The organism is Streptomyces sp. TLI_146 (assembly GCF_002846415.1).
GTDB lineage: Bacteria > Actinomycetota > Actinomycetes > Streptomycetales > Streptomycetaceae > Streptomyces.
Map to the genome: position 1 here is coordinate 5,893,980 of NZ_PJMX01000001.1, position 25,728 is coordinate 5,919,707.

Sequence of the window (25,728 nt, forward strand, 5' to 3'; positions counted from 1 at the left end):
ACGGAAGTACGGGAACGAGAACGGATTCACAAGTTCACAAGTGGGGGGACTCCTAGAGTCGCATCAGGGATGCGCGTCAACAAGAGGGTGGTAGAGGTCAGTTGAGGGGCGCGTAAAAGTACGACCCACGCCCCTCTCGCGCCCCAGCGGCGCGACCGCGCCGGGGCCGCGCCGCGGTGAGCCCGGCCCGGCGCCTCAGTCCGCCGTGCCCACGTAGTTCAGCAGCTCGTCGTGGAGCAGGCCGTTGGAGGCCGCCGCGTTGCCGCTGTGCGGGCCCTCCTGGCCGTCCAGACCGGTGAAGACGCCGCCCGCCTCCTGCACCACGATCACGTTCGCCGCCATGTCCCACAGCGACAGCTCCGGCTCGGCGCAGATGTCCACCGACCCCTCGGCGACCATCATGTACGGCCAGAAGTCGCCGTACGCGCGCGTGCGCCAGCACGCCCGGGTCAGATCCAGGAAGTCGTCCAGCTTGCCGCGCTCCTCCCACCCGCTCAGCGAGGAGTACGCGAACGACGCGTCCGCCAGCTTCGACACGCTGGAGACCTTCAGCCGGGTCGCCTGCGACAGACTGCGGCCGGTGTACGCGCCGTGCCCCTTCGCCGCCCACCAGCGCCGGTTCAGGGCGGGCGCCGACACCACGCCGACCACCGGCCGGTAGCCGCCCTCGCCCGCCTCCATCAGCGCGATCAGCGTCGCCCAGACCGGCACCCCGCGCACGTAGTTCTTGGTGCCGTCGATCGGGTCGATCACCCAGCGGCGCGGACCCGTGCCCTCCAGGCCGTACTCCTCGCCCAGGATCGCGTCCCGTGGCCGTGCCCGCTGGAGATGGCCGCGGATCAGCTCCTCGGCGGCCTTGTCGGCCTCGCTCACCGGCGTCATGTCCGGCTTGGTCTCGACCTTGAGGTCGAGCGCCTTGAACCGGTCCATCGTGGCGGCGTCGGCGGCGTCCGCGAGGACGTGGGCGAGACGCAGATCATCGTGGTAGTCGGGCATGGCCACCAACCTATCGACCAGCACCTCCGGCGACCACATGGCCCGGAATGCGGACACCGGCCTTCCGGGGCTATTGACAGTGCGGGGGCGCGCGTCAACTCTGAGGACCAGCCGGCTCGCACGGCTCGGGGAGGCGCGATGCCCACAGCGCGAGAAGCCTTACTGGACGCCGCCGTCTCGGCGCTCTCCGCACGGCCCTGGTCGGCGGTGCGCATGGTGGACGTGGCCTCGGCGGCTGGGGTGTCCCGGCAGACGCTCTACAACGAGTTCGGCAGCAAGGAAGGCCTCGCCCGCGCCCTGGTGCGGCGCGAGGCCGACGTCTATCTGCGCGGGGTCGACCGGGTCCTCGCCGAGCGGGCGGTCCCGGCCGACCGGCTGGTCGCGCTCGCCGAGTGGACCGTGCGCTCGGCCCGCACCAGCGCCCTGATCCGGGCGCTGCTCACCGGCTGCTGGAGCGAGCGGCTGCCCGCCCCGCGCGCCCACCGCACGCTCGGCGCGCACTCTCCCGTACCGGCGCAGCGGCGCGCGGACGCCGGGGTTCCGGGTCCGTCCGAGCTGGTGGCGACGGTACGGGACCGCTCGCTCGCGGTGCTGGAGAAGGACCTGCCCGCGGTGGAGCCGGTGGAGCTGGCGCGCTGCTGCGAGACGGTGGTGCGGCTCGCCCTGTCGTATGTGCTGGCGCCGGATCCGGGACCGCCCGGGCCGCACGGCGGGGGCGGGCACGCGGCCCAGGTGCGCGCGGTGCTCGCCCGCACGCCGATGCGGCCGGCGCCGTGACGACCACAGTGCGGCGGCAGTGACGACGAGAGCGCGGCCTCAGTGCGCCGAGCCGGAGATCTGGAGGCCGATCACGCCCACGATCACCAGGGAGATCGACACCAGTTTCAGCGTGGAGACCACGTCGTCGAGGAAGACCATGCCGTAGATCGCGGTGCCCGCGGCCCCGATGCCGGTCCACACCGCGTACGCCGGACCCACGTCCAGCTTCTTCAGGGAGAGGGTCAGCAGACCGAAGGAGCCGAGCGCGAAGGCCGCGAAGGCGATGGTGGGAGCGAGCCGGGTGAAGCCGTGCGACAGCTTGAGACAGACGGCGAACCCCGTCTCCAGGATTCCGGCGACCACCACCAGCAGCCACGCCATGTCCAAGCCCTCCCGCAACGCATAGGTGACTGCTCGTCATTGCTGGATGCGATTATGCACGGGCGCCGGTCAGTCGCCCTCGTGGCGCTCCCGGGTGGCGAGGAGGCGGCGCAGCGAGTAGAGCCGGGCCGGGTCGGCGTGGCCCTCCGCCACCCAGGCGTCCAGCGCGCACTCCGCCTCGTCGTGGCTGCACGCGCGCGGGCAGTCCTCGGTGCCGGGCACCAGGTCCGGGAAGGCGAGGATGACCCGGGACGGGTCGACGTGGTGCAGGCCGAACGACCGTACGCCCGGGGTGTCGATCACCCAGCCGCCGTGCTCGCTGGCCAGCGGCAGCGCCAGCGCGGAGGTGGTGGTGTGCCGGCCGCGGCCGGTGACCGCGTTGACGTGGCCGGTGATCCGTCGCTGGTCCTCCGGGACCAGCGCGTTGACCAGGGTCGTCTTGCCGACGCCGGAGTGGCCGACGAAGGCGGTGGCCTTGCCGTCGAGCTGCTCGCGCACCCGGTCCGCCGCGTCGCCGTTGTAGAGCTCCTCGCGGGAGGTGACGACGTGGGGGACGCCCAGCGTCCCGTACATCTCCAGGAGTTCGTCCGCCGGGGCGAGGTCCGACTTGGTGAGCACGAGCAGCGGCGAGAGGCCCGCGTCGTACGCCGCGACCAGACAGCGGTCGATCATGCGCGGGCGCGGCTCGGGGTCGGCGAGCGCGGTGACGATGGCCAGCTGGTCGGCGTTGGCGACGATCACCCGCTCGAACGGGTCGTCGTCGTCGGCCGTGCGGCGCAGCACCGAGGTGCGCTCCGAGATGCGCACGATGCGCGCCAGGGTGTCCTTCTCGCCCGAGAGATCGCCGACGATCATGACGCGGTCGCCCACCACCGCGGCCTTGCGGCCCAGCTCGCGGGCCTTCATCGCGGTGACCGTACGGTCCTCGACGAGACAGGTCAGACGGCCCCGGTCGACGGTGAGGACCATCCCCTCCGAGGCGTCCTCGTGCTTGGGGCGGATGTTGGTGCGGGGACGGTTGCCCTTGCGGTTCGGGCGGACCCGGATGTCGTCCTCGTCGGGGTTCTTGCCGTAGCGGCGCATCTGCTCAGGCCCCGCTCAGTTTCCGGCCCCGGTCAGCATGTCGGTCCACATCCGCGGGAAGTCCGGCAGGGTCTTGGCGGTCGTCGCCACGTTCTCGATCCGGACGCCCTCCACGGCGAGGCCGATGATCGAGCCGGCTGTGGCCATCCGGTGGTCGTCGTACGTGTGGAAGATGCCGCCGTGCAGCCCGCGCGGGCGGATGTGCAGACCGTCGGCGGTCTCGGTGACGTCGCCGCCGAGCTCGTTGATCTCCTTGGTGAGGGCCGCCAGGCGGTCCGTCTCGTGGAGGCGCAGATGGGCCACGCCGCGCAGCGTCGAGGGCGAGTCGGCGAGCGCCGCGACCGCCGCGATGCCCGGGGTGAGCTCGCCGACCTCGCTCAGGTCCACGTCGATGCCGTGGATCGAGCCGGAGCCGGTGAAGACCAGGCCGCGCTCGGTGAGCTCGCAGGAACCGCCCATCTCGGTGAAGATCCGGCGCAGCTGGTCGCCCGGCTGGGTGGTGCGCTCCGGCCAGTCCGGGATCGTCACCTTGCCGCCGGTGATCAGGGCGGCCGCCAGGAACGGCTGGGCGTTGGAGAGGTCCGGCTCGACGGTCAGGTCGCGGCCGAGCAGCGCCGACGGCGAGACCCGCCACACGTTCGGCTCACCGCCGGTCTCCGGCTCGTCCACCTGCGCGCCGACCGAGCGCAGCATGTCGACGGTCATCCGGATGTGCGGCATGGACGGCAGCGAGGCGCCGGTGTGCCGCACCTCCACGCCCTGGTTGAAGCGCGGCGCGGAGAGCAGCAGGGCGGAGACGAACTGCGACGAGGAGGACGCGTCGATCCGGACCCGGCCGCCGTCGAGGGCGCCGCCGCCGTGCACGGTGAGCGGGAGCGCGCCCCGGCCGTCGTCGTCGATCCGGGCGCCGAGCGTACGCAGCGCGTCGATCACGCCGTTCAGCGGGCGCTCGTACGAACGGGGGTCGCCGTCGAAGCGGACCGGGCCGTCGGCGAGGGCGGCGACGGGGGGCAGGAAGCGCATGACCGTACCGGCGTTGCCGACGTCGATTGCGGCGGGGCCGTGCAGACCCGCCGGGATCACGCGCCAGGCCTCGCCGGAGCCGTCGGGGCCGACGCCTTCCTCGATGCCGACGCCGAGGGCCCGCAGCGCCTCGGCCATCAGCAGGGTGTCGCGGGAGCGCAGGGGGCGGCGCAGCCAGCCGGGCTCGGCGGCGAGCGAGGCCAGCACCAGCGCACGGTTGGTGACCGATTTGGATCCGGGCACGGTGACCGTCGCGTCGACGGCTCCGCTTGCGACGGGGGCGGGCCAGAGGGCGGGGTGCACGGGCGTTTCGGTCATGGCTCTCACTTTAGTGGGGGGAGAACCTAGAGTCCGAGCAGCCACCGTCCGCCGCCGATGAGCGAGCAGATCGAGACGGCGTGGAAGAGGAAGAGCCAGAGCGCCGGTGGTACGGCCGTGAGCCGCGCCAGCTGATCGGCGTCGGAGTCGCCGCTGTTGTGCCGCCGCCGCTTGGCCTGGAGCTCGAAGGCCGGGCGTACGCCGCCGAGCAGCAGGAACCACACCACCGCGTACGCGAACGCCGACTGCACATCGGGCGAGGTCAGCCAGGACACCAGCAGGAAGGCGGCGCCGCTGAGGACCACGGTGAGCACGCCGTACGCGTTGCGGATCATCACCAGCATCGCCAGCAGCAGGGCGGTGGCAAGCCAGAGCAGCAGGGTGACGTGGTGGGCCGCGAGCAGAGCGGCACCGCCGAGGCCGAGCAGCGGGGGAGCGGTGTAGCCGGCGGCGGCGGTCAGGATCATGCCGAGGCCGGTAGGGCGGCCCCGGCTCACGGTGAGGCCGCTGGTGTCGGAGTGCAGCCGGATGCCGTCCAGGCGGCGGCCCGTGAGCAGCGCGACCAGGCCGTGGCCGCCCTCGTGGGCGATGGTGATCGCGTTGCGCGAGACGCGCCAGACGCCGTGCGGCAGGACCACGGCGAGGGCGGCTATCCCGGTGACGACAACCAGCCACTGGGCGGGGGCGGCCTGGGTGCCGAAGAGGTGCAGGTCGGGCATTTCGTCGGCCATTTCCGGGACGGCTCCTTCTGGTGGACTGCCGCGTGGCAGGGTGACGGTCATGTGTGGGAGGTATGCAGCGAGTCGTAGGCCCGAGGATCTCGCGGAAGTCTTCGAGATAGAGAAGTGGGACCCGGATCCGCAGGAGACGCTGGCGCCCGACTGGAACGTGGCCCCGACCAAAGAGGTGTACGCGGTCCTGGAGCGTCCACTGAAAGACGCGGACGACCGCCGTCCGGTTCGCCAGCTGCGCAAGCTTCGATGGGGCCTGGTGCCGTCCTGGGCGAGCTCGCCCGACGGGGCGGCGCGGATGATCAACGCGCGGTCGGAGACGGTGCACGAGAAGCCGTCGTTCCGCCGGCCCTTCGCGGCCCGCCGGTGCATCATCCCGGCGGACGGCTACTACGAGTGGGTCACCGGGGCGGACGAGCGGGAGCTGGAGGTCGAGGGGAAGAAGAAGCGGCCGCGCAAGCAGCCGTACTTCATCTCGCCGGTGGACGGGTCGGTGTTCGCCATGGCGGGGCTGTACGAGTTCTGGCGCGACCGGTCGCTGCCGGACGACCATCCGGGGGCGTGGTGGGCGACGTGTTCGGTGATCACGTTGGCGGCGGAGACGGGGCCGCTGGGGGTGGCTCCGGCCGAGGGGCCGTCGTCGCTTGCGGCGATCCATCCTCGGATGCCGCTGATGCTGCCGCCGTCCCGGTGGTCTTCTTGGCTGGATCCTTCTCTCACCTCGGTGGAGGAGGTGCGGGGGTTGTTGTCTGCGCCGCCGGAGGGGTTGATGCGGGCGTACGCCGTCTCGACGGCGGTCAGTAATGTGCGGAACAACGGGCCGGAGCTGGTGGAGGAGTGGGCGGCGCCGGAGGAGCCCACGCTGTTTTAGCCCCACCCCGCCCCGTTCCCTTAACCCTCCGGGGGTGGTGGGTGGCGGAGGCCCGTCTCCCGGGGGCTGCGCCCCCGGACCCCTTGTTGCGGGGCCTGCGGCCCCTGCACCCCGCTTCGTTCGTCTGCGGACCGTGGAGGGCTGGTCGCGCAGTTCCCCGCGCCCCTAAATGCGCGATGCGGCGCAGCGGCACCTAAGGGGCGCGGGGAACTGGGCGAGCAACCGGCCACGGTCCGCAGCCGAAGGAGGGTTTAGGGGCGCGGGGAACTGCGCGAGCAACCGGCCACCGGCCCGCAGACGAAGACCGGGCCAATCAGGGGCGCGGGGAACTGCGCGAGCAACCGGCCACCACCCGCAGACGAACACCGCGCCCCACCCCCGTCCCTCCGGCACCATGGACCCGTGACCCCCACCCAGCTCATCCACACCCCCGCCGGAGACGCCCGCATCACCTGGCATCGGGCCGCTCGGGCCCGGATCGTGCTCGCGGTCGGGCACGGGGCCGGGGGCGGCGTCGAAGCGCGGGATCTTCAGGCCATCGCCGCCGCCCTGCCGGCGCACCGCGTCACCGTGGCCCTCGTCGAGCAGCCCTGGCGTGTCGCCGGGAAGAAGGTGGCGCCCGCGCCGAAGACGCTCGACGTGGGGTGGCGGGGCGTGTGGCCCGCCCTGGCCGAGGCGGGGCTGCCCGTCGTCGCGGGCGGGCGCTCCGCCGGGGCCCGCGTCGCCTGCCGCACCGCCGCCGAGCTCGGCGCGCACGGCGTCCTCGCGCTGAGCTTCCCGCTGCACCCGCCCGGCCGCCCCGAGAAGTCCCGTGCCGACGAGCTGCTCGGCGCGGGCGTGCCCACCCTCGTCGTACAGGGCGGAAACGATCCCTTCGGGCGGCCCGAGGAGTTTCCGGACGGTAATGACGGTAATTACGCGCTCATCGAAGTGCCCTTCGGGGACCACGGGTTCGCCGTTCCAAAGCGGGCCTCGCTGGGGCAGGAGGACGCCCTCGGGATCATCACCGAGGGGGTCGAGCAGTGGGTTGCCGGGCTCTAGGGAATGCCGCGTACCGGGCCACTGTTGTGACGGACGTAAACATCCGCAGGCCTGGTATTTCGTGGAGAGGGAGTCCGTCGCATGGGTTCGACCATCTGCCCCAGCCGCTCGCGCGCCGCTGACCTGGAGTGGACGGTGCTGTCGGCGGCCAAGACCGCTCCTATTCGAGCGGCGGGCGGACCGGATCGTCGTCTATCCTCCGATTCGAGCGGGTCCAGCTTCGGACTCGCAACAGCGTTCGAGGAGGTGGGTCCGGTCACAGGGACCGACGACGGCCACGTGGAAGAGTCGACCGCCGAGCGGAACGCGCGCTTCGAGCGGGATGCCCTCGGCTACCTCGACCAGATGTACTCGGCCGCGCTGCGCATGACGCGCAACCCGGCCGATGCCGAGGACCTGGTGCAGGAGACCTACGCGAAGGCGTACGGATCCTTCCACCAGTTCCGGGAGGGGACGAACCTCAAGGCTTGGCTCTACCGGATTCTCACCAACACCTTCATCAACTCGTACCGGAAGAAGCAGCGCGAACCCCAGCGCAGCGCCGCCGAGGAGATCGAGGACTGGCAGCTCGCGCGCGCGGAGTCGCACATGTCGACCGGACTGCGGTCGGCCGAGTCGCAGGCGCTGGACCACCTGCCCGACTCCGACGTGAAGGAAGCGCTCCAGGCGATCCCCGAGGAGTTCCGTATCGCCGTGTATCTGGCGGACGTAGAGGGCTTTGCGTACAAGGAGATCGCGGACATCATGGGTACACCCATCGGTACGGTGATGTCCCGGCTGCACCGGGGCCGCCGCCAACTGCGCGGAATGCTGGAGGACTACGCCCGTGACCGCGGGCTCGTCCCGGCCGGCGCCGGCGAGTCGGACGAAGCGAAAGGCTCGGGCTCATGAGCTGCGGAGAGCCGCACGAGACGGACTGCTCTGAGGTCCTGGACCATCTCTACGAGTTCCTCGACCACGAGATGCCCGACAGCGACTGCAACAAGTTCGAAGTGCATTTTGAGGAATGCTCGCCGTGCTTGGAGAAGTACGGGCTCGAGCAGGCCGTGAAGAAGCTGGTCAAGCGGTGCTGCGGGTCGGACGACGTACCCGCCGACCTCCGCTCCAAGGTCATGGGCCGCATCGACCTGATCCGCTCCGGACAGGCCGTGCCCGACCAGGACATCGTCGCCGAGGGCTGAGCCGCCGGCGGAGCAGTTCCACGGAAGGGTCGCGACTTCGGTCGCGGCCCTTTTTCCGTCACTCGAAGGTGCTAATCCGGTGGCACCTAAACGGTTCAATCCGACAATGCGCCTACTCGCCGTCCCGCGCGGGCCTATCCTCCCGATCCGGAGCAGGAGGGAGGCGTGCCATGGACGGACCGAGGAGGCGGAGCCTGCCCTGGGGGGCGCGCGCCGTGCTGGCAGGCGCCGTCGTGGCCGCCGGGGCGTGCGCGTTACCCGTGGCGCGCGCAAGCGTCCCCTGGGGCGCGTTCGGGCTGCTCGCCGGTCTGTACGCGCTCTGCGAATGGCCCGCGCGCTGCCCCTTTCTCGTCGGCCGGGTCACCGTCCCGACCGGCTCCGGCTCCTTCTTCCCCGTCCTGCTCGCCGCCGCGTTCCTGCTGCCGCCCGCCGCCGCCGCGCTGGCCGCCGTCCCGGGGGCGCTCCTCGGCCCGGTCGAGCAGCCGCCCCGGTCCATACGCCGCCTGTGGCGCGCCGCCCAGCTGACGCTCGCCGTGGGCGCCGCCGCCGAGGTGCACCAGCGGCTCGGCGGGCGCTCCGCCCTCGGGGGCCCGGCCCTCGCCCCCGACTTCCCGTACGTCCTGCTGCCCGCCGGGGCCGCCGCGCTGGTCTTCTGCGCGGTCCTGGCCACCCTCGACGGGCTGATCCTGTGGACCGCCGAGCGGCTGCCCGCCCGGACCGCCTGGCGCGGGCTGTTCCTGCGCTCGCTGGCCCCGTACTGCGTCCACGGGCTCGCCGGGCTGATGATGGCCGTGCTCTGGCGCAGCCCGTACGGCCCGCCCGCCGCCCTCCTGGTGCTGCTGCCGATGTACATCTCGTGCTGGGTCTTCGCCCAGTACCACCGCGAGCACGCCGCCCACCAGGCCACCATCCGGGCCCTGGTGCAGGCCGTCGACATCAAGGACACCTACACGCGCGGCCACAGCGAGCGCGTCGGCCTCGCCTCCGTGCTGATCGCCCGGGAACTCGGCATGGACGAGAGCCGGTTGGAGGTGCTGCGGTTCGCCGGGATCCTGCACGACGTGGGCAAGCTGGGGGTGCCGACCCGGCTGCTGCGCAAGGACGGGCCGCTCACCCCGCAGGAGCGCGCGGTGATCGAGCTGCACCCCGAGTACGGCCACGAGATGGTGCGCGGCATCGGCTTCCTCGGCGAGGCGCGCGCCGCGATCCTGCACCACCACGAACGGCTCGACGGCAGCGGCTATCCGTACGGCCTGGCGGGCCCCCAGATCCCCGAGTTCGCCCGGGTGGTCGCCGTCGCCGACGCGTTCGACGCGATGACCTCGACCCGCTCCTACCGCCGCGCCCGGCCCGTCGGGGCGGCGCTCCAGGAGCTGGAGCGGTGCGCCGGGCGCCAGTTCGACCCGGCGATGGTGCGGGCGCTGGTGCGCGCGCTCGACCGGCACGGCTGGCACCCGGCGGTGACGGCGGACGAGCCGGACCGGGGCGCCGCCACCGGCAGCGGAAACGTCCCGGCCTGCGACGCCGCCCCGGCCGGGCACGCATGAGACGGGCCGCGCCGCGCCCGCTGCCGCTCACCGTCGCCGGGGTGTACGGGGCCGCCGCCGCGCTCACCGCCTGGGCGCTTGCCCGGACCCTCTGGTACGGGGTCGACGAGCCCGGGGTCGCCCTCGCCTTCGGGGCCCTCGTCGCGGTCGGGGAGCTGGCGCGCCGGGGCTCCCCGGGCGAGGAGCGCGAATCCGCGCCGCTCGGCTCGGCGGGCGCCCTCGCGTACGCCCTGCTGGGCCAGAACGCCGGGCACGCCACCCACCACGGCGTCCTCCAGGCCGTCGCCGTCGTCCTCGCCGCCGCCCTGGTCGGCGCCGTCCCGCACGTGGCGCTCGGCCGGGGCCCGACCCTGGACCAGGTGGCCCGGCGGGTGCTCACCGTCGCCTTCGCCGCCGCCTGCTTCCAGCCGCTCTACAACTCCGGCACCCTGGAGCGCTGGGTCGGGCACGGCCCGTACTACGCGCTCTTCCTGCTCCTGGTGCTGGTGCTCACCGCGCTGTGCGACGCGGTCGTCGCCGCCGCGCTGGTGCGGGCCCGCACCTCCTTCCCGTACGGCCCGCTGCTCCGCGACGAGCTGCGCGCGCTGGCCGGCGTCGGCTCGGCGGTCTGCGCCACCGGGGCCGTCATCGCGCTCGCGGTGGCCGTCGCGGGGCTGTGGGCGCTGCCGCTGTTCTGCGTGCCGCTGCTCCTCACCCAGCTGGCCTTCCGGCGGTACGCGGCGGCGCGCACCACCTACCGGCAGACCATCACCTCGCTCGCCCGGGCCACCGAGATCGCCGGGTACACCCAGCCGGGCCACGCCCGCCGGGTCGCCGTGCTCAGCCGGGCCGTGGGGCGCGAGCTGGGGCTCTCCGAGTCCGAGCTGACCGTCCTGGAGTACGCGGCCCTGATGCACGACATCGGGCAGCTCTCGCTCATCGACCCGGTGCCCGCCGGGGCCACCGCGCCGCTGCCCGCCGCCGAGCAGCGCCGGATAGCCCTGCTCGGCGGGGCCGTGGTGCGCCAGACCGGGGGGAGCGCCGAGGTCGCGGTGATCGTGGAGCGGCAGGCCGACCCGTACCGCGAGCAGCCGCTGCCCGCCCGGATCGTGCGCGCGGTCAACGCCTACGACGATCTGGCGGGCTCCCCGGGCGGCCCGGGGAGCTCGCTGAGCGCCCTGGAGCAGCTGCGGCTCGGCACCGGCCGGGACTACCAGCCCGAGGTCGTCGAATCACTCGCACGCGTCCTGGCCAGGGGCTGTCTGACCCTGGTGGCACCTGGGTAACCCAGGAGTAATGAGCGGCCTTCCGGCCGGGCATGGTTGGATGCGAAAGAACCCAGAAAACTGGGAGACCGAAAGACCGGCCCGGAGGCAGGCCGGTCTGGGCAGGCGGGAATCGTGAGGATCTTCGGCAAGGGACGGCACCGGCCCTCCGCCTCGTGGCGGCAGGCCACGGACCGTGCGTTCACGCTGATCGGCGACGGCAGGTACGAGGACGCCGGCGCGCTGCTGACGCGCGCCGCGGACCTGGAACCGTGGCTCTCCGAGTCCTGGTTCAACCTGGCGCTGCTCCACAAGTTCCGGCACGACTGGGAACAGGCGCGGGCCGCGGGCCTGCGCGCCGTCGCGCTGCTCGACAAGGAGACCGGGGCCCCCGACTGGTGGAACGTGGGGATCGCCGCCACCGCGCTCCAGGACTGGCCGCTGGCCCGCCGCGCCTGGCAGGCGTACGGCCTCAAGGTGCGCGGCTACCAGGAGACCGCCACCGGCACCGGTGAGCCGTCCGGGATGGAGCTGGGCAGCGCGGCCGTGCGGCTCTCGCCCGAGGGCGAGGCCGAGGTGGTGTGGGGCCGCAGGCTCGACCCGGCGCGGATCGAGGTCCTGTCGATCCCGCTGCCGTCCTCCGGGCGGCGCTGGGGCGAGGTGGTCCTGCACGACGGGGTGCCGCACGGTGAGCGGACGGTCGCGGCCGGGCCCTCCTTCCCGGTCTTCGACGAGATCGAGCTGTGGGCGCCCTCGCCGGTGCCCACCTGGGTGGTGCTCCTGGAGGCCGCCACCGAGGCCGACCGGGACGCGCTCGAGCGGCTCGCGGCCGACGCGGGCTTCGCCGCCGAGGACTGGTCCTCGTCGGTGCGGCTGCTGTGCCGGTCCTGCTCGGAGTCGCGGATGCCCAGCGACGAGGGCGACGGCGAGCACCTGGACCCGCACGACCACAGCGAGCCGGGCCATCCGGGCCCGCTGGGCCACCGCACCGCCGGCGACCTGTGGGTGCCCGAGCGCGAGTGCGGGATCGCGGCGCCGCCCGGCCTGGTGCGCGGCCTGCTCGACGGCTGGGTCGCGGACAGCCCCGACAGCCGCGAGTGGCGGGATCTAGAGGAAGTCTGCTGACCGTGCCCGTAGGCTGTACGGGTTCGGAATCGGGTTTTCAGGAAGGCGTACGGCGGACATGTCGCAGCAGGAGACGGACCAGCAGGTCGAGAACGACGGGTTCGTCGTCGACACGGAGGACTGCGAGGAGCGCGAGCAGGCGTACCGCGCGCGGGGCACGTCCCGGCCGATCACGGTCGTCGGCAACCCGGTGCTGCACAAGGAGTGCAAGGACGTCACCGAGTTCGACGACAAGCTGGCCGCGCTGATCGACGACATGTTCGCCAGCCAGCGCACCGCCGAGGGCGTGGGCCTGGCCGCCAACCAGATCGGCGTCGACCTCAAGGTCTTCGTCTACGACTGCATGGACGACGAGGGCGTGCGCCACGTCGGCGTTGTGTGCAACCCGGTCCTCCAGGAGCTGCCGGCCGACCGCCGCGTCCTGGACGAGTCCAACGAGGGCTGCCTGTCCGTCCCGACGGCCTACGCCGAGCTGGCCCGCCCCGACTACGCCGAGGTCAGCGGCCAGGACGCCGAGGGCAACCCGATCAAGGTCCGCGGCACCGGCTACTTCGCGCGCTGCCTCCAGCACGAGACGGACCACCTGTACGGGTACCTGTACATCGACCGGCTCTCCAAGCGGGACCGCAAGGACGCGCTGAAGCAGATGGCGGAGGGCACGCCGCGGTACGAGGTGGTCCCGAACGCCTAGTCGCGCGTACGCACGCGAGGGGCCCCGCACCTAAATGGTGCGGGGCCCTTTTGTGCGCTTTTGTCTGCGGACCGTGCGTGGCTGGTCGCGCAGTTCCCCGCGCCCCTAAAAGCTAGAACTCCTCGTCGAAGCCCACCGAGCCCTCGACCGCGACCTGGTACGCGGACGGGCGGCGCTCGAAGAAGTTCGTGAGCTCCTGGACGCCCTGCAGCTCCATGAAGGAGAACGGGTTCGACGAGCCGTACACCGGGGCGAAGCCGAGGCGCTGCAGGCGCTGGTCGGCGACGCACTGGAGGTACTCGCGCATCGACTCGGTGTTCATGCCCGGCAGGCCCTCGCCGCACAGGTCGCGGCCGAACTGGAGCTCGGCCTCCACCGCTTCCTTGATCATGTCGGTGACCTGCTGCTGGAGCAGGTCGTCGAAGAGCTCCGGCTCCTCCTTGCGGACGGTGTCCACGACCTCGAAGGCGAAGTTCATGTGCATCGTCTCGTCGCGGAACACCCAGTTGGTGCCGGTCGCGAGACCGTGCAGCAGGCCGCGGCTGCGGAACCAGTACACGTACGCGAAGGCGCCGTAGAAGAACAGGCCCTCGATGCAGGCCGCGAAGCAGATCAGGTTGAGCAGGAAGCGGCGGCGGTCGGCCTGCGTCTCCAGGCGCTCAAGCTTCTCGACCTCGTTGATCCACTTGAAGCAGAACTGCGCCTTCTCGCGGATCGAGGGGATGTTCTCCACCGCGTCGAAGGCCGCCGCGCGGTCGTCCGGGTCGGGCAGATAGGTGTCGAGCAGCGTCAGATAGAACTGGACGTGCACGGCCTCCTCGAAGAGCTGACGGCTCAGGTAGAGCCGCGCCTCGGGGGAGTTGATGTGCTTGTACAGCGTCAGCACCAGGTTGTTCGCCACGATCGAGTCGCCGGTCGCGAAGAACGCGACCAGACGGCCGATCATGTGCTGCTCGCCCGGCGACAGCTTGGCGAGGTCGGCGACGTCGGAGTGGAGGTCGACCTCCTCCACCGTCCAGGTGTTCTTGATGGCGTCGCGGTAGCGCTCGTAGAAGTCCGGGTAGCGCATCGGACGCAGGGTCAGTTCGAAGCCCGGGTCGAGCAGGTTCTTGTCGGTGGAGCTCATTACTGGCAGGCCTCGCAGGACTCGGGGTTCTCAAGGGAGCAGGCGATCGCGTCGGCGTCGGGGGCCGCCTGCTGGACGGGGATCGGGGCGGTGGCCTGGGCGGCGCGGGCGATCCGGGTCGCCGGGCGCGAACGCAGGTAGTACGTCGTCTTCAGACCCTGCTTCCAGGCGTACGCGTACATCGACGACAGCTTGCCGATGGTGGGCGTCTCCAGGAACAGGTTCAGCGACTGCGACTGGTCAAGGAAGGGGGTGCGGGCCGCCGCCATGTCGATCAGGCCGCGCTGCGGGATCTCCCACGCCGTGCGGTAGAGCGCCCGCACGTCGGCGGGGATCCAGCTGAAGTCCTGGACCGAGCCGCTGGCCTCGCGCAGCGCCTCGCGGGACTGCGCGTCCCACACGCCGAGCTTCTTCAGGTCCTCCACCAGGTAGCCGTTGACCTGGAGGAACTCACCCGACAGCGTCTCGCGCTTGAACAGGTTGGAGACCTGCGGCTCGATGCACTCGTAGACACCGGCGATGGAGGCGATGGTCGCGGTCGGGGCGATCGCGAGCAGCAGCGAGTTGCGCATGCCCACCGAGGCGATCCGCTCGCGCAGCGCCGCCCAGCGCTCCGGCCAGTTCAGCTCGACGTCGTAGTGGTCGGGGTGCAGCACACCGCGCGCGGCACGGGTCTTGTCCCACGCGGGCAGCGGGCCCGAGCGCTCGGCGAGGTCGCAGGACGCCTCGTACGCCGTGAGCATGATGCGCTCGGCCAGCTTGGTCGACAGGGCCTTCGCCTCGGGGGAGTCGAAGGGCAGGCGCAGCTTGAAGAAGACGTCCTGGAGGCCCATCGCGCCCAGGCCCACCGGACGCCACTTGGCGTTGGAGCGGCCGGCCTGCTCGGTCGGGTAGAAGTTGATGTCGACGACCCGGTCCAGGAACGTCACGGCGGTGCGGACGGTCGAGTCCAGGCGCTCCCAGTCGATCTCGCCCGAGGCGAGGACGAAGGCGCCGAGGTTGACCGAGCCGAGGTTGCAGACGGCCGTCTCGCCGTCGTCCGTGACCTCCAGGATCTCCGTGCAGAGATTCGAGGAGTGGACGGTGTGGCCGGGCTCCGCCGTCTGGTTGGCGGTGCGGTTGGAGGCGTCCTTGAAGGTCATCCAGCCGTTGCCGGTCTGCGCCAGGGTGCGCATCATCCGGCCGTACAGGTCCCGCGCCGGGATCGTCTTCTGGGCCAGACCGGCCGCCTCGGCCTTGCGGTAGGCGGCGTCGAACTCGTCGCCCCACAGGTCGACCAGCTCGGGCACGTCGGCGGGGGAGAACAGCGACCAGCTGCCGTCCGCGTCCACGCGGCGCATGAACTCGTCCGGGATCCAGTGCGCCAGGTTCAGGTTGTGCGTACGCCGGGCGTCCTCACCGGTGTTGTCGCGCAGCTCCAGGAACTCCTCGATGTCGGAGTGCCAGGTCTCCAGGTAGACCGCCGCCGCGCCCTTGCGCCGCCCGCCCTGGTTGACGGCCGCGACCGAGGCGTCCAGCGTCTTCAGGAACGGGACGATGCCGTTGGAGTGGCCGTTGGTGCCCCGGATGAGCGAGCCGCGCGAGCGGATGCGGGAGTACGAGAGGCCGATGCCGCCCGCGTGCTTGGACAGGCGCGCCACCTGGTGGTAGCGGTCGTAGATCGAGTCCAGCTCGTCCTGCGGGGAGTCCAGCAGGTAGCAGCTGGACATCTGCGGATGGCGGGTGCCGGAGTTGAAGAGCGTGGGGGAGGACGGCAGGTAGTCCAGCCGGCTCATCAGGCCGTACAGCGAGGCGACCTCGTCGAGCGCGCGCACCGAGTCGTCCTCGGCCAGGCCCGCCGCGACCCGGAGCATGAAGTGCTGCGGGGTCTCGATGACCTGGCGGGTGATCGGGTGCCGCAGCAGGTAGCGCGAGTAGAGCGTGCGCAGGCCGAAGTAGCCGAAGCGGTCGTCGGCGCCGGCCGCGAGGGAGTCCGCCACCAGCGCGTCGAGGCGGGCCGCGTGCAGCCGTACGAAGTCGGCGGTGCGGTCCGCGATCAGGCCCTCGCGGTGGCCGACCTCGACCGACTCGGAGAACGAGACCGAGCCCTGGGTCGCGGCCTCCTCGGCGATCGTGAGCGTCAGCAGCCGGGCGGCGAGGCGGGAGTACGCCGGGTCCTCGGAGATCAGACCGGCGGCGGCCTCGGTGGCGAGCCCCCGCAGCTCCGCCTCGTCCGAGCGCGCGTTGCGGCCGCGCAGCGCGGCGGCGGCGACACGGCCGGGGTCGGTGTCCGGCAGATCGGCGGTGAGGTCGGTCAGGGTCCGCAGCAGCGCGGTCCCGGGGGCATCGGCCGGCTCTTCGGCGATCGCTGAGGCGGGATCCGCAGGGGCGATGGTCACGTGGGGGCACTCCTCGCTCGGCACGGGGCCTTGGGGAGGTGCGGGCACACGGACACACCCCCTCGGGGGTACGCCGCGTCCACTGCCCATTCCGCGAGGCCCGGACGTCTGGCACCCGGACCGGACGGCCAGGGCGCGCTGTCGGCAGGTCCTCGGACTGACCAAGTACGCAAATGCGTACGAGTACACCGTTGCGGGACAGTTCCGGATTTGCACCGGATTCCCCTGCGGCGACAGCGAGCACGAGCATACATCTTGTGCCGGGCTGTCGTGTTGCCCCCACATGTTGTGTCGCGGTGAAACCGTGGAGTGGCAGAGCGTCAACTCGTCCTCCATGAAAGCGACAACGGGCCGCCGGGATTCCCGGCGGCCCGTGTGCATACGGTGAAGGGTCGGCTCAGTGCGTCGAGCCCGCCGTCGCCGGGGGCAGTTCCGTCTGTACGCCCGGGTCGCCCGCGTCCGCCGTGTAGTCCTCCGGGGACGTCTCGTCGACGCCGTCGGGGGCCTTCAGGGCCCGCAGGACGACCGTGAGGACGACGGTGACCGCGACGTTCAGGAGGAACGCGGTGAGGCCGATGTAGCCGATCTCACCGATGCCGGGGATCTCCTTGGAGCTGCCGCCGAAGTGCTTCTGGGTGGGCGAGGCGACCCCGTACGCGGCGAGCGTGCCGTACGCCATGCCCACCGCCCAGCCCGCCAGCAGCGCCCAGCGGTGGAACCAGCGGGTGAAGAGACCGCCCACCAGGGACGGGAAGGTCTGCAGGATCCAGATGCCGCCGAGCAGCTGGAAGTTGATCGCGACCGTCTTGTCCATCGTCAGGACGAAGACCAGCGCGCCCACCTTCACCAGCAGCGAGACCAGCTTGGAGACCTTGGTCTCCTGCTCCGGCGTGGCGTCCGGCTTGAGGAAGTCCTTGTAGATGTTGCGGGTGAAAAGGTTCGCGGCCGCGATCGACATGATCGCCGCCGGGACGAGCGCGCCGATGCCGATGGCGGCGAACGCCACGCCCGCGAACCAGTCCGGGAACATGTCCTCGAACAGCTGCGGGATCGCCAGCTGGCCGTTCTTGACCTTGACCCCGGCCGCGATCGCCATGAAGCCGAGCAGCGCGAGCAGGCCCAGCATCAGCGAGTACAGCGGCAGGATCGTGGTGTTGCGGCGGATGACGTTGCGGCTGCGGGAGGAGAGGGTCGCCGTGATCGAGTGCGGGTACATGAAGAGCGCCAGCGCCGAGCCGAGGGCGAGCGTCGCGTACGTCCACTGCCCCGCCTCGGGGGGCACGAGCGCGCCCGTGGGCTTCCCGGCCGCGTTGGGCGTCTCGAACTTGTGCCGGGCCGCCGCGAAGATGTCGTCGAAGCCGCCGAGCTTGATCGGGATGTAGATGATCGCCACCAGGATGACGATGTAGATCAGCGTGTCCTTCACGAACGCGATCAGTGCGGGGGCGCGCAGACCCGAGGAGTAGGTGTACGCGGCGAGCACCGCGAACGCGATCAGCAGCGGCAGGTCCTTGACGAACCAGTTGCTGGACCCGCCGATGCCCATCACGTCCAGCACCGCCTGGATGCCGACCAGCTGGAGCGCGATGTACGGCATCGTGGCGAGGATGCCGGTGACCGCGACCGCGAGCGAGAGGCCCTTGGAGCCGAACCGGCCGCGCACGAAGTCGGACGTCGTCACATAGCCGTGCTTGTGCGAGACCGACCAGAGCCGGGGGAGGAACGTGAAGATCAGCGGGTAGACCAGGATCGTGTACGGCACCGCGAAGAAACCGGCCGCGCCCGCCGCGTACACCGCCGCCGGAACCGCGACGAACGTGTACGCGGTGTAGAGGTCGCCGCCGAGCAGGAACCAGGTGACCCAGGTGCCGAACGAGCGCCCGCCCAGGCCCCATTCGTCCAGGCTCTGCTCGTTCTCGGCGCGGCGCCAGCGGGCGGCCAGGAAGCCGATGACCGTGACGGCCAGGAAGAAGAAGATGAAGACGCCGAGCGCGACGCCGTTCACCCCGTCGGCGGCTGCGAGAGTCACTCGCGACGAGGAGGTCACTTGCCCTCACCCGCCTTGCGGCCCTGCTGGTCGTGCTGCCACAGCTTGTACGCGAGCATGGTGAGCGCGGTCGAGATGACCACCCAGAGCATCTGGTACCAGTAGAAGAACGGGATCCCGGCGAGGGCCGGGTCGGTCTTCGCGTACGAACCGACCCAGAGCATCGCCACGAAGGGCGCGATCAGGCAGAGGGCGATGACCACGCGCGCGGGCGTGATCACCGGTCTCCGCTCTTGCGTTGATTCCGGCATACGTTGGCTCCGTCCCCTCACTTCACCTGTGTAATGCGCAGGAAATCTAGGGGACGGATAACCGTCGCGAAACCCCCGTCCGGATAGCGGACGTGGCGAAAGAGTGCGGGGTCGGTGCAGGCCGGAGGCTATTTCCGGCTATGTCAGTCTGTCGGCCGCTTCAGCCGCGCGACGAACTTGTAGCGGTCGCCCCGGTACACCGAGCGCACCCACTCCACCGGTTCGCCGTTCCCGTCCAGTGAGTGGCGGGAGAGCATCAGCATTGGCAGGCCCACGTCCGTGCCGAGCAGGCCGGCCTCGCGCGGGGTGGCGAGCGACGTCTCGATCGTCTCCTCGGCCTCGGCGAGCCGCACCCCGTACACCTCCGCGAGGGCGGTGTAGAGGGAGGTGTACTTGACCAGCGAGCGGCGCAGCGCGGGGAAGCGCTTGGCCGACAGATGGGTCGTCTCGATCGCCATCGGCTCGCCGCTGGCCAGCCGCAGCCGCTCGATGCGCAGCACCCTGCCGCCCGCCGCGATGTCGAGCAGCCCCGCCAGCGTGTCGTCGGCGGTGACGTAGCCGATGTCCAGGAGCTGGGAGGTCGGCTCCAGGCCCTGGGCGCGCATGTCCTCGGTGTACGAGGTGAGTTGCAGCGCCTGGGAGACCTTGGGCTTGGCGACGAACGTGCCCTTGCCCTGGATGCGCTCCAGGCGCCCCTCGACCACCAGCTCCTGGAGGGCCTGGCGCACGGTGGTGCGGGAGGTGTCGAACTCGGCGGCCAGGGTGCGCTCGGGCGGCACCGGGGTGCCCGGCGGAAGGGTCTCCGTCATGTCGAGGAGATGCTTCTTGAGGCGGTAGTACTTGGGCACGCGAGCGGTACGGGCGCCGGGGCCCGCCTCTGTCTCCGTACCGCTCCCGTCGGTGGCCATGGCCCGCCTTCCCGAGTGCTGCGCTGCTGCCGTCACCGGCTCCTCCGTCTGTCGCGGCTCACATGGTGGCACGGACCGGTCACGGGTCGTCGCCCTCCCTCAGGTGTCGGTCCGATAACGGACGCGACAGCCCTTCTTATACACCCTTGACACCCCTAAAGGTCTAGGCCAAGCTCCGGGTACTGGTCTAAACCATTAAAGACCAGGTCCCAGCCCCACAGGCAGTACACGGCGTATGTCTTCGCGGTGGGCGGGGGGTTGCAGCATCCCTGAGGAGGGTGGCGTGAAGCGCAAGCTCATCGCGGCGATCGGCGTCGCGGGCATGTTGGTCAGCATCGCGGCGTGCGGCGACGACGACAAGAAGGACGACGGTGCCAAGGGCGGCGACGCCAAGTCGCTGACCGTCTGGCTGACGGTCGACGCGCAGAAGAACTGGCCGGACCTGGTGAAGGCGGCCGACGACGCCATCGTCGCCAAGCACCCGGGTCTGAAGATCAGCCACGAGTACTACGGCTGGCCGGACAAGAACGCCAAGCTCGACGCGGTGCTCGCCACCGACAAGGCCCCCGACGTGGTCGAGATGGGCAACACCGAGATGCTCGCCTACTCGGTCAAGGGCGCCTTCGCCGAGATCGACCCGTCGAAGTTCGACAACTCCTCCGCCTGGCTCGACGGCCTCAAGGCCTCCGTCACGTACGACGGCAAGACCTACGGCGTCCCCTACTACGCCGGTGGCCGCGTGGCGACCTGGCGCAAGGACATCGCCGCCGAGGCGGGCGTGAGCGCCGCCCCGAAGACGTACACCGAGCTGACCGCCGACCTGGACAAGATCCAGGAGAAGAAGGGCGACAAGTTCAGCGCCTGGTACCAGCCGTCCCGCGACTGGTACGCGGCCATGTCGTACGTGTACGACGCCGACGGCTCCATCGCCAAGGAGGACGGCGGCAAGTTCAAGGCGAACCTGTCCTCGCCGGAGTCCCTCAAGGGGCTGAACGAGTACAAGAACATCCTCGGCAAGTACATGCACGGCGACAAGACGAAGGACGAGTCCGACCGTCCGATCGTCTACGGCCAGGGCAAGTCCGCGCTGATCTTCGGCGCCGGCTGGGAGGGCGGCACCGCCGCGACCCCGGAGAACGACAAGGTCGGCAAGCTCGCCGACAAGATCGAGAACTTTGTGATGCCCGGCCCGTCCGGCAAGGCCATGCCGGTCTTCCTCGGCGGCTCCGACCTGGCCGTCCCGGTCAAGTCCAAGGCGCAGGCGCTCGCGGCCGAGTGGATCAACGCGTTCACCGGCACCCAGGGCCAGAAGGGCCTGATCGCCAAGCAGAACCTGCCCAACAACAAGACGGCCCTCGCGCCGCTGAAGTCGGACCCGAAGACGGCCGTCCCGGCCACCGCGGCCGAGTCCAGCTGGTTCGTGCCCATGGCGCCGGGCTGGGGCCAGGTCGAGAAGGCCAAGGTCCTCCAGGACATGCTGCAGGCCATCGGCACCGGCAAGAAGTCGGTCGAGCAGGCGGCGAAGGACGCGGACGCCGCGATCGACAAGGTCATCAACACCAAGTGACCTGTGGGCGAGGGCCCCGTCGGACAGCGACGGGGCCCTCGCCCGGCCAGTACCGGAGAGGGACCGCTAGGAGCGCGCGATGAGTGCCGCAGAGACAACCACCGCCAAGGTGCCGCCGGCGCGGCGCGACCCACGACCGGGTGGGGAATCCGGGAAGCCCCCGAAGGGGCCGGGCAGAAAGCGCAGTGCGGGACAGGCGGCGGTGCCCTGGGCGCTGCTCGCCCCCTGCCTCCTGGCGCTCGCCCTCGTACTGGGCTATCCGCTGGTACGCCTGGTCACCCTGTCCTTCCAGAAGTTCGGCCAGCCGCAGCTCTGGGGGTTCAAGGACCCGGAGTCGGTCGGCTTCGACAACTTCACCAACGTCCTGAGCGACAGCGAGTTCTGGACCGTCGTCGTCCGTACGGTCCTGTTCGCCTTCACCGCGGTCGTGCTGACCATGGTTCTGGGCATGCTGATCGCCCTGCTGCTCCAGCGGGTCTCCGGCTGGGTGAAGACCCTGGTCAACATCGCTCTGGTGGCGAGCTGGGGCATGCCGATCGTCGTCGCCATCACCATCTTCAAGTGGATGTTCGACAGTGACTTCGGCGTACTGAACTGGCTGCTCAGCCAGTTGCCGGGGGTCGACATGATCGGCCACAACTGGTTCGCCAGCGGCACCCAGGGCCTCGCCGTGATCATGCTGCTCGTCGTCTGGGGCGCGGTGCCGTTCGTCGTCATCACGCTGAGCGCGGGCCTGACCCAGGTCCCCAAGGAGCTCGAAGAGGCCGCCCGGCTCGACGGCGCCGGCGCCTGGGGCGTCTTCCGCCACGTCACCCTGCCGATCCTCAAGCCGATCATCGTGATGCTGGCGACCCTCTCGGTCATCTGGGACATGGGTGTCTTCCCGCAGGTCTTCGTGATGCGCGGCAACCACCCCGAGCCCGAGTTCCAGCTCCTCACCACGTACTCGTACGACAAGGCGTTCGTGGTCAACGACTACTCGCAGGGCTCCGCGATCGCGCTGCTCACCGTGCTCCTGCTGCTCGGTGTGATCGCCGTGTACATGCGCCAGATGCTGAAGATCGGGGACGTCGAGTGAGCGCAGTGAACGAAAGGCAAGGCGTACCGATGGCTACCTCGACCCCGGCGCTCGCGCGCCCCCGCAAGAAGAAGTCCAAGCTCGGCTGGAACCTCCTCGGCCTGCTGGTCTTCGCCACCGCGGGCTTCCCGGTCTACTGGATGCTCAACACGGCGCTCAAGCCGTCCAAGGACGCGATCGACCCGAGCCCGCACTTCTTCCCCCGGTCCTTCACCCTGGAGAACTTCCGCCGGGCGCTGGACATCGGTGACTTCTGGGGCTCGATCGGCCGCTCGCTGATCGTCTCCGTCGTCGTGGTGGTGATCGGCATCGCGGTCGGCCTGCTCGCCGCGCTCGCCATCTCGCGGTTCGCCTTCCGCGGCCGCAAGATCGTGATCATCGGCATCCTGGCGGTCCAGATGGTCCCGCTGGTCGCGATGATCATCCCGGTCTTCCTGCTCCTCAACGACCTCGGCCAGTACGACAAGTTGTCCGGCCTGGTCCTCACCTACCTCACCTTCATCCTCCCCTTCACGGTCTGGACGCTGCGCGGCTTCATCGTCAACGTCCCCAAGGAGCTGGAGGAGGCGGCGATGGTCGACGGGTGCAGCCGCACCGGCGCCTTCATGCGCGTGGTCTTCCCGCTGCTGGCCCCGGGCATGGTGGCCACCTCGGTCTACGGCTTCATCCAGGCCTGGAACGAATACCTCTACGCCCTCATGCTGATGAGCCAGAACCATCAGACCGCCACCGTGTGGCTGTCCAACTTCACCACCCAGCACGGCACCGAGTTCGCCCCCATGATGGCCGGCTCCACCATGATGGCCGTCCCCATCGTGGCTCTGTTCCTCCTCGTCCAGCGCAAGATGGCCGCGGGTCTGACGGCCGGCGCAGTGAAGGGATAACGCCGCCCCATGACGACGATCGCACGCAGCACCGACACACTCACGCGCGACGCCCTGACCGTCCTTCAGCCCGGTTTCGTCGGCACCACCGCCCCCGACTGGCTGCTGCGCCGGATCGGTGAAGGCCTCACCTCGGTGGGCCTGTTCGGCCGCAACATCGCCACGGCGGACCAACTGGCCTCGCTGACCGCCCAGTTGCGGTCCGAGCGGGACGACGTCCTGGTGGCCATCGACGAGGAGGGCGGGGACGTCACCCGTCTGGAGGTCCGTACGGGCTCGTCCTTCCCGGGCAACCTGGCGCTGGGTTCGGTGGACGACACGGACCTGACCCGGGCGGTGGCGCACGAGCTGGGCCGCCGCCTGGCGGCCTGCGGGGTGGACCTGAACTGGGCCCCGTCGGCGGATGTGAACTCCAACCCGGACAACCCGGTCATCGGTGTACGGTCCTTCGGCGCCGACCCGCAGCTCGTGGCGCGGCACACCGCCGCGTACATCGAGGGCTTGCAGTCCGCCGGGGTCGCCGCCTGCACCAAGCACTTCCCGGGCCACGGCGACACGGCGGTCGACTCGCACCACGCGCTGCCGCGCATCGACGTGGACCTCGACACGCTGCACGCCCGTGAACTGGTGCCCTTCCGCGCCGCGATCGCCGCGGGCTCCAAGTCGGTCATGAGCGCGCACATCCTGCTGCCCGCGCTCGACCCGACCCGCCCGGCGACGCTGAGCCCGCGCGTCCTGACCGGACTGCTGCGCGAGGAACTCGGCTACGACGGGCTGATCGTCACCGACGCCGTGGAGATGCAGGCCATCGCCTCGACGTACGGGATCGAGCGCGGCTCGGTCCTCGCGATCGCGGCCGGGGCGGACGCGCTGTGCGTCGGCGGCGGGCTCGCGGACGAGGACACCGTGCTGCGGCTGCGGGACGCGCTGGTCGCGGCGGTACGGGCCGGGGAACTGCCCGAGTCGCGCCTCGCCGACGCGGCGGCCCGGGTGCGCGCGCTGGCGTCCTGGACGCGGCAGGCCAGGGGGAGCGGTGTGGCGGGGCCGGGCGCGGCGGAGGGGGCCGCGCCGGGTTCCGACATCGGCCTGGTGGCGGCGCGGCGGGCCCTGCGGGTGACGGGTTCGGCGGCGCCTCTTTCGTCCCCGCCGTACGTGGCGTCCTTCACCCCCGTGGCGAACATCGCGGTCGGGGACGAGACGCCGTGGGGGGTGGGGGCCGAGCTGTCGGCGCTGCTGCCGGGGACGGTGACGGGCACGTACGGTCCGGCGGCGGATCCTGCCGCGGTCCTGGCCGCGGCCGGGCCCCGCCGGATCGTCGCGGTGGTCCGCGACGAGCACCGCCATCCGTGGATGTCGTCGGCGCTGGACGCGCTGCTCGCGGCGCGGCCGGACACGGTGGTGATCGAGATGGGGGTGCCGCAGGCCGCGGCGCGGGGTTCTGCGCACCTCGCCACGCACGGGGCGGCGAGGGTCTGCGGCCGGGCGGCCGCGGAGGCCTTGACCCCCACCCCGCCCCTTCCCTAAAGCCCTCTGGCGGGCGGCCGGTCACTTCGTCTGCGGACCGTGGGTGGCTGGTCGCGCAGTTCCCCGCGCCCCTAACTACCTAGGGGCGCGGGGAACTGCGCGAGCAACCCAGCACGGTCCGCAGACGAAACGGGGTCCGGGGGCGCAGCCCTCGGGCAGCACCCCCGGGGGTGGGGTCCTACAGGCCCTGCCACGTCGGCTTGTTCGCGTACGTGTGCCGGAAGTAGTGCGCAAGCTTCAGCTTCGACGCCGCAGCCTCATCCACCACCACCGTGGCGTGCGGGTGCAGCTGGAGCGCCGAGGCCGGGACCACGGAGGCCACCGGGCCCTCCACCGTCGCCGCCACCGCCTCCGCCTTGCCCTCACCCGTCGCCAGCAGCACCAGATGCCGCGCCTCCAGGATCGTCCCGATCCCCTGGGTGATCACGTGGTGCGGCACCTGCTCGATGTCGTCGTCGAAGAAGCGCGCGTTGTCCACCCGCGTCTGCTCCGTCAGCGTCTTGATCCGGGTACGGGACGCCAGCGACGAGCACGGCTCGTTGAAGCCGATGTGCCCGTCGGTGCCGATCCCCAGGATCTGGAGGTCCACGCCGCCGGCCGCCGACAGCGCCCGGTCGTACGCCTCGCACGCCGCCTGGACGTCTTCCGCCGAGCCGTCCGGCCCGATGAACGAGTCCGCGCCGAGCCCGAGCGGCTCCACGACCTGGCGGATCACCGTGGCGCGGTAGGACTCGGGGTGCCCCACCGGCAGCCCGACGTACTCGTCGAGCTGACAGACCCGGGCCCGCGACACATCCACCGCACCCGCCGCGACCTTCGCCGTCAGCGCGTCGTAGATGGGCAGCGGGGTCGAGCCGGTGGCCACGCCGAGCAGGGCGTCGGGCTTGCGGCGCCACAGTGCCGCGATGGACTCCGCGATGAGCTCGCCGCCCGCCTTGGCGTCCGGGACGATGACAACTTCCACGTGGGCCTGC

The 25,728-nt window shown here is 71.1% G+C and carries 24 protein-coding genes and 1 riboswitch; of the genes, 13 read left to right on the plus strand and 11 right to left on the minus strand.

Going from position 1 to position 25,728, the window contains the following annotated elements; all coding sequences use genetic code 11:
- Window positions 1-195: 195 nt before the first annotated feature.
- Window positions 196-996 carry a histidinol-phosphatase gene (gene hisN, locus BX283_RS26490; protein WP_101389987.1) on the minus strand — a complete coding sequence of 267 codons (801 nt, stop codon included), beginning with the start codon at window positions 994-996 and terminating at the stop codon, window positions 196-198.
- Window positions 997-1,134: 138 nt separating this feature from the next.
- Here hisN and BX283_RS26495 point away from each other — a divergent pair, with 138 nt between their 5' ends.
- Window positions 1,135-1,773, plus strand: coding sequence for a TetR/AcrR family transcriptional regulator (locus tag BX283_RS26495; protein ID WP_101389988.1), 639 nt, complete (start codon window positions 1,135-1,137; stop codon window positions 1,771-1,773).
- Between the two features lie 39 nt (window positions 1,774-1,812).
- Here BX283_RS26495 and BX283_RS26500 read toward each other — a convergent pair whose 3' ends face one another.
- The 4 genes from BX283_RS26500 to BX283_RS26515 form a co-directional block, all read right to left on the minus strand.
- Window positions 1,813-2,136, minus strand: a complete 324-nt coding sequence (locus BX283_RS26500; RefSeq protein ID WP_101389989.1) for a multidrug efflux SMR transporter — start codon at window positions 2,134-2,136, stop codon at window positions 1,813-1,815.
- A 69-nt stretch (window positions 2,137-2,205) separates the two neighbouring features.
- Window positions 2,206-3,219, minus strand: a complete 1,014-nt coding sequence (gene rsgA, locus BX283_RS26505) for a ribosome small subunit-dependent GTPase A (RefSeq protein WP_101389990.1) — start codon at window positions 3,217-3,219, stop codon at window positions 2,206-2,208.
- A 15-nt stretch (window positions 3,220-3,234) separates the two neighbouring features.
- Window positions 3,235-4,560: a 3-phosphoshikimate 1-carboxyvinyltransferase gene (gene aroA, locus BX283_RS26510; RefSeq protein ID WP_101389991.1), complete on the minus strand. Its 1,326-nt coding sequence runs from the start codon at window positions 4,558-4,560 to the stop codon at window positions 3,235-3,237.
- Window positions 4,561-4,586: 26 nt separating this feature from the next.
- A complete protein-coding gene (locus BX283_RS26515; RefSeq protein WP_101389992.1) occupies window positions 4,587-5,291 on the minus strand; it encodes a M50 family metallopeptidase in 705 nt (234 codons plus the stop codon).
- Window positions 5,292-5,340: 49 nt separating this feature from the next.
- Between BX283_RS26515 and BX283_RS26520 the strand changes: the two genes are divergently transcribed.
- From BX283_RS26520 to def, 8 genes are all read left to right on the plus strand, one after another.
- Window positions 5,341-6,162 (plus strand): SOS response-associated peptidase, encoded by an 822-nt coding sequence (locus tag BX283_RS26520; protein ID WP_101389993.1) that lies wholly within the window; start codon window positions 5,341-5,343, stop codon window positions 6,160-6,162.
- 402 nt (window positions 6,163-6,564) lie between these two features.
- Window positions 6,565-7,203, plus strand: coding sequence for an alpha/beta family hydrolase (locus BX283_RS26525; protein ID WP_101389994.1), 639 nt, complete (start codon window positions 6,565-6,567; stop codon window positions 7,201-7,203).
- A 246-nt stretch (window positions 7,204-7,449) separates the two neighbouring features.
- On the plus strand, window positions 7,450-8,094 hold the full coding sequence (locus tag BX283_RS26530; RefSeq protein ID WP_180357259.1) for a sigma-70 family RNA polymerase sigma factor: 645 nt from the start codon (window positions 7,450-7,452) through the stop codon (window positions 8,092-8,094).
- Complete coding sequence (gene rsrA / locus BX283_RS26535) at window positions 8,091-8,384, plus strand: mycothiol system anti-sigma-R factor (protein ID WP_101389996.1); 294 nt, start codon at window positions 8,091-8,093, stop codon at window positions 8,382-8,384. The genes BX283_RS26530 and rsrA overlap by 4 nt, the downstream gene beginning before the upstream one ends.
- 170 nt (window positions 8,385-8,554) lie before the next feature.
- Window positions 8,555-9,931: an HD-GYP domain-containing protein gene (locus BX283_RS26540; RefSeq protein ID WP_101389997.1), complete on the plus strand. Its 1,377-nt coding sequence runs from the start codon at window positions 8,555-8,557 to the stop codon at window positions 9,929-9,931.
- On the plus strand, window positions 9,928-11,196 hold the full coding sequence (locus BX283_RS26545; RefSeq protein ID WP_101389998.1) for an HD-GYP domain-containing protein: 1,269 nt from the start codon (window positions 9,928-9,930) through the stop codon (window positions 11,194-11,196). The genes BX283_RS26540 and BX283_RS26545 overlap by 4 nt, the downstream gene beginning before the upstream one ends.
- A gap of 114 nt (window positions 11,197-11,310) precedes the next feature.
- A complete protein-coding gene (locus tag BX283_RS26550; protein ID WP_101389999.1) occupies window positions 11,311-12,300 on the plus strand; it encodes a hypothetical protein in 990 nt (329 codons plus the stop codon).
- Window positions 12,301-12,358: 58 nt separating this feature from the next.
- Complete coding sequence (gene def, locus BX283_RS26555) at window positions 12,359-12,991, plus strand: peptide deformylase (RefSeq protein WP_101390000.1); 633 nt, start codon at window positions 12,359-12,361, stop codon at window positions 12,989-12,991.
- Window positions 12,992-13,103: 112 nt separating this feature from the next.
- Here the strand turns inward: def and BX283_RS26560 are convergent, their stop codons facing one another.
- From BX283_RS26560 to BX283_RS26580, 5 genes are all read right to left on the minus strand, one after another.
- A complete protein-coding gene (locus tag BX283_RS26560; protein WP_101390001.1) occupies window positions 13,104-14,117 on the minus strand; it encodes a ribonucleotide-diphosphate reductase subunit beta in 1,014 nt (337 codons plus the stop codon).
- Window positions 14,117-16,495, minus strand: coding sequence for a ribonucleoside-diphosphate reductase subunit alpha (locus tag BX283_RS26565; protein ID WP_101390002.1), 2,379 nt, complete (start codon window positions 16,493-16,495; stop codon window positions 14,117-14,119). Before BX283_RS26565 ends, BX283_RS26560 begins: the two co-directional genes overlap by 1 nt.
- Before the next feature lie 125 nt (window positions 16,496-16,620).
- Window positions 16,621-16,762: riboswitch (cobalamin riboswitch) on the minus strand.
- 130 nt (window positions 16,763-16,892) lie between these two features.
- Complete coding sequence (gene mctP / locus BX283_RS26570) at window positions 16,893-18,524, minus strand: monocarboxylate uptake permease MctP (RefSeq protein WP_101392588.1); 1,632 nt, start codon at window positions 18,522-18,524, stop codon at window positions 16,893-16,895.
- Between the two features lie 14 nt (window positions 18,525-18,538).
- The gene (locus BX283_RS26575) at window positions 18,539-18,793 is read right to left on the minus strand and encodes a DUF3311 domain-containing protein (protein WP_101390016.1); all 255 of its coding nucleotides are present in this window, start codon (window positions 18,791-18,793) and stop codon (window positions 18,539-18,541) included.
- A 143-nt stretch (window positions 18,794-18,936) separates the two neighbouring features.
- Complete coding sequence (locus tag BX283_RS26580; RefSeq protein WP_101390027.1) at window positions 18,937-19,701, minus strand: GntR family transcriptional regulator; 765 nt, start codon at window positions 19,699-19,701, stop codon at window positions 18,937-18,939.
- Window positions 19,702-19,984: 283 nt separating this feature from the next.
- On the opposite strand from BX283_RS26580, the gene BX283_RS26585 reads away from it, so the two are divergent.
- The 4 genes from BX283_RS26585 (at window position 19,985) to BX283_RS26600 (ending at window position 24,754) form a co-directional block, all read left to right on the plus strand.
- Window positions 19,985-21,268, plus strand: a complete 1,284-nt coding sequence (locus tag BX283_RS26585) for an extracellular solute-binding protein (protein WP_101390028.1) — start codon at window positions 19,985-19,987, stop codon at window positions 21,266-21,268.
- 79 nt (window positions 21,269-21,347) lie between these two features.
- Window positions 21,348-22,346 carry a carbohydrate ABC transporter permease gene (locus BX283_RS26590; protein ID WP_101390029.1) on the plus strand — a complete coding sequence of 333 codons (999 nt, stop codon included), beginning with the start codon at window positions 21,348-21,350 and terminating at the stop codon, window positions 22,344-22,346.
- Between the two features lie 29 nt (window positions 22,347-22,375).
- A complete protein-coding gene (locus BX283_RS26595; protein ID WP_101390030.1) occupies window positions 22,376-23,230 on the plus strand; it encodes a carbohydrate ABC transporter permease in 855 nt (284 codons plus the stop codon).
- Between the two features lie 9 nt (window positions 23,231-23,239).
- Window positions 23,240-24,754, plus strand: a complete 1,515-nt coding sequence (locus tag BX283_RS26600; RefSeq protein ID WP_101390031.1) for a glycoside hydrolase family 3 protein — start codon at window positions 23,240-23,242, stop codon at window positions 24,752-24,754.
- Window positions 24,755-24,932: 178 nt separating this feature from the next.
- Here the strand turns inward: BX283_RS26600 and nagB are convergent, their stop codons facing one another.
- The gene (gene nagB, locus BX283_RS26605) at window positions 24,933-25,718 is read right to left on the minus strand and encodes a glucosamine-6-phosphate deaminase (protein ID WP_101390032.1); all 786 of its coding nucleotides are present in this window, start codon (window positions 25,716-25,718) and stop codon (window positions 24,933-24,935) included.
- Between the last annotated feature and the right edge of the window lie 10 nt (window positions 25,719-25,728).